This is a genomic window from Corallococcus sp. AB032C (assembly GCF_003668935.1).
Taxonomy (GTDB): Bacteria; Myxococcota; Myxococcia; order Myxococcales; family Myxococcaceae; genus Corallococcus; species Corallococcus exiguus.
This window is the reverse complement of sequence record NZ_RAWP01000081.1, coordinates 40,668-47,669: the sequence shown is the minus strand read 5'-3', so window position 1 is coordinate 47,669 and position 7,002 is coordinate 40,668. Positions and strand designations below refer to the sequence as shown.

Below are 7,002 nucleotides of genomic sequence, written 5' to 3'. Positions count from 1 at the left end.
CTCCCAGGATGAGGTCCACCGCGTGCCGCACCCCCGCGTCCCCCTCCTGCCCGGGCAGCCGGCCCAGCAAGAGCCGCTCCAGCAGGGCGAAGCGCGCCGCCGTCCCCTCCACCGCGCCCAGCCGCTCGCGCCACTCACGCGCCTCGCGCGGCCAGAGGTCCCCCAGCGCCACCTTCGCGTCCGTCAGCTCCAGCAAGGGCAGCCGCAGGAACGGCTGCGCGCCCCCGGGCCGGAAGCGCACCGCGACGAAGGACGCACGCGCGGACAACGGCACCACCTCCGCCGCCCGCATCGCGCCCACCACGCGCAGCCCCACCCCGTCCGTCAGGTCCACCAGGATGTCCAGACACCCGTCCGGCAGCACCCGGTGCACACCCACCGGCGCCGCTCCTGACAGCTCCAGCGCCCAGTAGCACTGGACGTACGGCGCCAGCGCCGCGCAGGGGCTCGACTCCACGTAGCGCATCAGGCCGCGTCCGCGACGGCCGCGCGGGGCAGCCACACCGTGAAGCACGTGCCCTTCCCCGGCCCCTCGCTGCTCGCCTGGATGCGGCCTCCGTGGCGCTCCACGATTTCGCGGCAGATGGCCAGCCCCAATCCCAGGCCTCCGGCGTAGTGCTCGGCCGCGTTTCGCGCGCGGAAGAAGGGCGTGAAGAGCTGCGGCAGGCTCTCCTGCGGAATGCCGATACCCTGGTCCTCCACGTCCACCCGCACCTGCCCTTCCTCCTCGCGCACCCGCATGGACACCGGCGTCCCCGGCGGCGAATAGCGCAGGGCGTTCTCCACCAGGTTCGTCAGCAGTTGATCCAATCGCTGCTCGTCCCACCGGCCTACGAGAGGCCCCTCCGGGACGTCCAGGGACAACAACCCCTGGCGCTCCGGACGCGTGGACTGGATGCGCTCCAGCACCTCGTGCGCCAGCGCCGTCAGGTCCATGGGCGCCACCGTCAGCGCGAATCTCCCCGCCTGCAACCTCGACACGTCCAGCATGTCGCCAATCAGCCGCGTCAGCCGGTCCACCTGCCGCGTGAGCCGCTCGAAGGTGGCGCGCTGCCGCTCCGGCGTCAGCCCCGCGCCGGACTCCGACTGGCGGATGAGCAGCTCCAGCGTCGCCTTCAGCGGCGTCAGCGGCGTGCGCAATTCGTGGCTCGCCATGGAGAGGAACTGGTCCCGGATGGCGATGGCCTCGCGCAGCTCCTTCTGCGTCCGGTCGATGCGCGCCGCCATGTCGTTGAAGCCGTCCGCCAGCTGCGCGACCTCGTCGTCGCCCCGGGCCTGCACCCGCTGCTCCAGGGCGGGCGTGCCCAGCGCGGCGAAGCCGTCCCGCAGCGTCTCCAGCCGGACCGCCACGTCCCGCCCCACCCACTGCGACAGGAGCAGCGAGATGGCCCCCGCCAGCGCGGCGATGCCCACCACCCACGCGCCCATGCGCGTCACCGGCGCGAACGCCTCGCGCAGCCGCGCCGTCACCACCACCGTCCACTCCGTGTCCGGCACCTGCGCGTACGCCACCAGCAGGCGGCGCCCGGATTCATTGAACGCCTCCAGCAGGCCCTCCCGCGCCGACAGCGCCTCCGGGGCCAGCATTCCCAGCACCGGCGCCCGCGTGAGCACGTCGCCCCGTTCGGTCTCGCGCAGCAGGGTGCCGTCGCGCCGGTCGAACAACTCCACATGGTAGCTGCGCGAGGCCAGCGTCGACTGGAGACCCAGCCGCTGCAAGGACCGCCCGCCCACCAGCACCGCGCGCTGGCCTTCCCCCAGGTCCACCCGCGTGGAGAAGACGATGAAGGGCAGCCCCGCGCGGGTGAGGAAGGGCCGAGACACCCAGACCGCGTCGCCCCCGTTCAGCGCCTGCTGGAAGTACTCCCGGTCCGCGAAGTTGCCGGTGAGGCGGTTCAGCCGCTTGGACGGAACCAGCGTCTCCCCGGTGGCGTCCAGCAGCCACGCCGCGTCGAAGAGGGTGGTGTCGTTCTCCAGCAACTCCACCCGCTCGATCATCTCCTTGCGGTCCCCGGTGCGCACCGCTTCGATGAAGCCCGGGTCCCGGCTCTGCGAACGCAAGAGCGAGCGCGCGATGGACGCCGACTGCTCCAGCCACGCCGTCTCCGCCAGCACCGCCTGCTGCGCCTTGCCGCGCAGCTCCACCGAGATGGCCCGCTGGGCCACGTACGACGTCACCGCCCCCACGCCCAGGATGGGCAGCACCGACGCCAGGGCCATGCCCCGGAACAGCCGCCAGCGCACCCCGGACGGGGCAGGGATCTGCCGCATCCAGAGCAACAACAGACAGGCCAGGGCCAGCACCGCGTACAAGCCCATCCCGGCCCAGGAGCGTCGCGACCCCAACGCGAGCGTCATGTTCAGGAACAGGACGCTCAAGCTCCCCACGGCGATGCGGCAGGCCCGCTCGTGGCCGCGCCACAACCCCACCGCCAGCAGCACCCCCGTCACCAGGAAGGCGCCACCCTGCAGCCGGATGAACGGCCCGAACACCAGCAGCGACATGCGGATGAAGCTGCTGGGGACCAGGACCATCAACCCGCCGAAGCTCAGCGCCACGCAGGCGATGAACACCGACAGCAGGCCCCTCCCCCGGAAGCGGTGGGTCCGCTCCAGCAGCAGCAGTCCCGCCAGCAGCGGGTACAGGATGAAGCCCGTGATGCCTCGGGGCAGCACGGCGGCGGCCCACCAGTAGAAGGCCACCGCCGCCAGGAAGAGCGCCCGGCCCAGCCACCCCACGAACGGAGGCCAGGTGGGGTACAGCATCGCGGCGAGCATCGTCGCCGAGCCCACCAGGAACAGGCTGCCGAGCGGGCGGACGTACGGGTAGATGAGCTGGAAGATGGCGGCCCCGAACTCGTAGGGCACGAAGACCATCGTGGTGCCCACGACGAGTCCGAAGGCCGCCGCGAACCACTCCACCCGTGCCCGCTCGAGGATGCCCACGGGCGGCACACTACACGTCCCGCTCCGGCTGTCAGTGGCGGAGTGCGGCCCGGGACGGACCGTTCGTCCAGTCCCTATCTCCGCCGCCAGGCGTCGAGCAAATGCCCCACCACCGAGTCCACCCCCACGTCATGCGTGACCTGGGTGAAGACGAAGGGACCCTCGCCGCGCATCTTCCGGGCGTCGCGGTCCATCACGCCCAGGTCCGCGCCCACGTGCGGCGCCAGGTCCGTCTTGTTGATGACCAGCAGGTCCGACTGGGTGATGCCCGGCCCCCCCTTGCGCGGCACCTTGTCCCCGCCCGCCACGTCGATGACATACACGGTGTAGTCCGCCAGCTCGCGGCTGTACTGCGCGGCCAGGTTGTCACCGCCGCTCTCCACGATGAGCAGCTCCGGGTGCAGCTCCTCCATCAACTGCTCCAGCGCGAGCAGGTTGTGGCTGATGTCCTCGCGGATGGCGGCGTGCGGGCAGCCGCCGGTCTCCACCGCCTTGATGCGCTCCGGGGACAGGGCCTGGTTGCGCACCAGGAACTCCGCGTCCTCCTTGGTGAAGATGTCGTTGGTCACCACGCCCAGGCGGTACTGGTCGCGCAGCTTCTTGCACAGGGCCAGCACCAGCGCCGTCTTGCCGCTGCCCACCGGCCCGCCAATCCCAATCGTGAAGGCCCGCTGCGAGTAGTCACGCCGGTGCGGCTTGTCGCGCGCGTCGAAGTGGCCCGGGTGGTCCCAGTCCTCGTGCGTGTGCTCGTGCCCGTCCTGCCCATGGCCGCGGTGGTCGTCGTCGTGCATGTCGCGCTTCCTTTTCGTCTCTTGCTTCAGGACTGGAACAGCCGGGAGTACAGCCGGTCGTGCGTGGCGCCCAACAGGTCCCACAGCGGCGCGGGCTGGGCCAGGTCCTCCACGCCCAATGCCTTGCATTGCGCCAGGACGACTTCCAGCAGCGGCGTGGCCGCGTGCTGCACCTGGTGGGATTCATGCGTGCCGATGACGCCCATGCGCACGCCCGCGGACAGCGCGCCCCGCAGGGTGAGCGACAGGAAGAGGCGCAGGGCGTCCTCCTGCTCCACGTCCAGCGCGTGCAGCACCGCGCCGAACGCGGGCGCGTGGTGGAACTTCACACGGGCCGCGCGGGCCGCCTCGCGCACGGGCCCCACGGCCTCCGGGAAGATGCGCGCGCAGGTGTCCAGGAAGGCCCTGCCTTGCGTTCGGCTGGCCCGGTTCGCGACGTGGTTGGTGAGGAACGCGTCCGCGCGAGCGTCCAGCGCCGGCAGTGAAGAGGGCTCGCGCCACGCCGAGCCCACCAGCGGCAGGCCGCCCAGTCCCGCCTGCCACACCAGCGCCTCCACGAAGCGCCGCACGTCGCCCGGGCCGCGCACCTCGCCCGCCTGCACCGCGGCCTCCAGGCCCCCCGAGTGCGCGAAGCCCCCCGTGGGAAACCCCGAGTCCGCCAGCTGCAACACCCTCCAGCCGGAAGCCATGGCGCGCCGTCCTCAGAACAGCGAGTAGCGCTGCGCCAATGGCAGCCAGGTGGCGGGTTCGCAGCGAAGCAACTCCCCGTCCGCGCGGACCTCGTACGTCTCCGGATCCACCGTGATGACCGGCAGCGCGTCGTTGAGGCGCATGTCCTTCTTGCCCAACGCGCGGCAGTTCACCACCGCGGACAGCCGCTTGGTGAGCCCCAGCCCCTGCACGGTGCCCTCACGCAGCGCGCGCCCGGACACGAAGGCGATGCTCGTGGAGCCCCGCGCCCTTCCGCGCGCGCCGAACATGGGGCGCATGAGGTACGGCTGCGGCGTGGGGATGGACGCGTTCGCGTCCCCCATCTGGCCCCACGCGATGAAGCCGCCCTTGAGCACCAGCTCCGGCTTCGCGCCGAAGAAGGCGGGCCGCCACAGCACCAGGTCCGCGAGCTTGCCTGGCTCCACGGAGCCCACCTCGTGGGACAGCCCGTGGGCGATGGCTGGGTTGATGGTGTACTTCGCCACGTAGCGGCGGATGCGCAGGTTGTCGTTGTCACCCTGCTCGCCGGGGAGCCGCCCGCGCTGCTCGCGCATCTTGTGCGCCGTCTGCCACGTGCGGGTGATGACCTCGCCCACGCGGCCCATGGCCTGGCTGTCGGAGGCCATCATGCTGATGGCGCCCAGGTCGTGGAGGATGTCCTCCGCGGCAATCGTTTCTCCTCGGATGCGGCTCTCCGCGAAGGCCACGTCCTCCGGAATCTCACGGTCCAGGTGGTGACACACCATGAGCATGTCCAGGTGCTCATCCAGCGTGTTCACCGTGTACGGCCGCGTGGGGTTGGTGGAGCTGGGCAGCACGTTGGGCGCGCCGCACACGCGGATGATGTCTGGCGCGTGGCCGCCGCCCGCGCCCTCCGAGTGGTACGTGTGAATCGTGCGGCCCTTGAACGCCGCCAGCGAGTCATCCACGTAGCCAGACTCGTTCAGCGTGTCCGTGTGGATGGTGACCTGCACGTCCTCCGCGTCCGCCAGCGTGAGGCACGTGTCGATGGCCGCGGGCGTGGTGCCCCAATCCTCATGCAGCTTGAGTCCAATGGCACCCGCGCGCACCTGATCCAACAAGCCCTCCGGCAGGGACGTGTTGCCCTTGCCGGTGAGGCCGATGTTCAGGGGAATCGTGTCCGTGGCCTCCAGCATGCGCGCCAGGTTCCACGCGCCCGGCGTGCAGGTGGTGGCGTTGGTGCCGGTGGCCGGGCCGGTGCCGCCGCCCACCCAGGTGGTGATGCCGCTGGCGATGGCCTCGTCCGCCTGCTGCGGGCTGATGAAGTGGATATGTGTATCCAGGCCGCCCGCGGTGAGGATGAGGCCTTCGCCCGCGATGACCTCCGTGGTGACGCCCACCACCATGCCCGGCGTGACGCCCGCCATGACGTCCGGGTTGCCCGCCTTGCCGATGGCGGAGATGCGCCCGGCCTTGATGCCCACGTCCGCCTTGAAGATGCCCGTCCAGTCCACCACGAGCGCGTTGGTGATGACGCAGTCGAGCGCGTCCGCGTCGCCCGTGCCCGCGCGCTGGCCCATGCCTTCGCGCAGCACCTTGCCGCCGCCGAACTTGCACTCGTCGCCGTAGACGGTGGCGTCGCGCTCCACCTGGAGCCACAGGCCCGTGTCCCCCAGCCGCACCCGGTCCCCCGTGGTGGGACCAAACATGTCCGCGTAGTGGCGGCGATCCAACTTGCGGCTCATGAGCGGTCCTCCTCGGGAGTCTCTTCCTCGTGACCGAAGCCCTGCGCGCGCACCGCGGCCAGCAGGCGCTCACGGCCTTCGTCGGACACCTTGCCGCTGCCCAGCGCGTTGCCGCCGCGCACCACCTGCTCGCCCGCGATGGGGACCAGCGACACCGTCTTCACCTCGCCGGGCTCGAAGCGCACCGCCGTGCCCGCGGGGATGTCCAGCCGGTGGCCGTAGGCGCGGCCCCGGTCGAACACCAGCGCGCGGTTCGTCTCCGCGAACGCGTAGTGACTGCCCACCTGGATGGGCCGGTCGCCCCGGTGCGTGACACGCAGGGTGATGGCCTTGCGGCCCGCGTTGAGCTCCAGCGCGCCTTCCGCCGCGCGCACGAGCCCGGGAGGCCCTTCCGGCGACGCGGCGGGCACGGTGAAGCGCTCCAGCGGCGGCACCGGCAGGAAGCTGCCGTAGAGCGCCAACGACAGGTCCCCGTGCTCCGCCACCACCGGGTGGTGCACCGTCACGAGCTTGGTGCCATCCGGGAAGGTGCCCTCCACCTGCACCTCCGCCAGCATCTCCGGCACGCCGTCCATCACCTGCGCGCGCCCCAGGAACCGGCGCCCCAGGTCCATCAACTCCGCCACGCTGCGTCCGTCGCGGATGAACTCCAGAAGCTGCGTGGCGATGAGCGCCACCGCCTCCGGATAGTTGAGGCGCAGGCCTCGCGCCAACCGCTTCTGGGCGACGACGCCCGCCTGGTGCAGGAGCAGCTTGTCCACGTCACGGGGGGACAGATGCATGGGGTCCGACTCCCTCGGTTCTTCCGGGTGCGGGATGCGCCGACCCGCCAGACCCTAGCGCGACGC

Annotated in this window: 6 protein-coding genes; all 6 read right to left on the bottom strand. The window is 71.4% G+C overall.

The genetic code is table 11. The features are described 5' to 3' along the window. A partial coding sequence (locus D7X99_RS29485) for a DUF6597 domain-containing transcriptional factor (protein WP_368667808.1) occupies positions 1 to 466 on the bottom strand: 466 nt, incomplete at its 3' end. Beyond that, a complete protein-coding gene (locus D7X99_RS29480; protein WP_368667807.1) occupies positions 466 to 2,946 on the bottom strand; it encodes an ATP-binding protein in 2,481 nt (826 codons plus the stop codon). The genes D7X99_RS29480 and D7X99_RS29485, both read right to left, overlap by 1 nt. A gap of 74 nt (positions 2,947 to 3,020) precedes the next feature. Then, positions 3,021 to 3,737, bottom strand: coding sequence for an urease accessory protein UreG (gene ureG, locus D7X99_RS29475; RefSeq protein ID WP_120581145.1), 717 nt, complete (start codon positions 3,735 to 3,737; stop codon positions 3,021 to 3,023). 26 nt (positions 3,738 to 3,763) lie between these two features. Further along, positions 3,764 to 4,426, bottom strand: coding sequence for an urease accessory protein UreF (locus D7X99_RS29470; protein ID WP_121780693.1), 663 nt, complete (start codon positions 4,424 to 4,426; stop codon positions 3,764 to 3,766). 12 nt (positions 4,427 to 4,438) lie between these two features. Then, a complete protein-coding gene (gene ureC / locus D7X99_RS29465; RefSeq protein ID WP_121780692.1) occupies positions 4,439 to 6,154 on the bottom strand; it encodes an urease subunit alpha in 1,716 nt (571 codons plus the stop codon). Further along, entirely contained in the window at positions 6,151 to 6,936 is a 786-nt protein-coding gene (gene ureA / locus D7X99_RS29460) for an urease subunit gamma (RefSeq protein ID WP_120581142.1), read from the bottom strand. Before ureA ends, ureC begins: the two co-directional genes overlap by 4 nt. Between the last annotated feature and the right edge of the window lie 66 nt (positions 6,937 to 7,002).

Excerpts from the sequence above, each read along its gene's own strand:
- ureG (WP_120581145.1), bottom strand. The coding sequence starts at position 3,737 with ATGCACGACGACGACCACCGCGGCCATGGGCAGGACGGGCACGAGCAC.
- D7X99_RS29470 (WP_121780693.1), bottom strand. The coding sequence starts at position 4,426 with ATGGCTTCCGGCTGGAGGGTGTTGCAGCTGGCGGACTCGGGGTTTCCC.
- ureC (WP_121780692.1), bottom strand. The coding sequence starts at position 6,154 with ATGAGCCGCAAGTTGGATCGCCGCCACTACGCGGACATGTTTGGTCCC.
- ureA (WP_120581142.1), bottom strand. The coding sequence starts at position 6,936 with ATGCATCTGTCCCCCCGTGACGTGGACAAGCTGCTCCTGCACCAGGCG.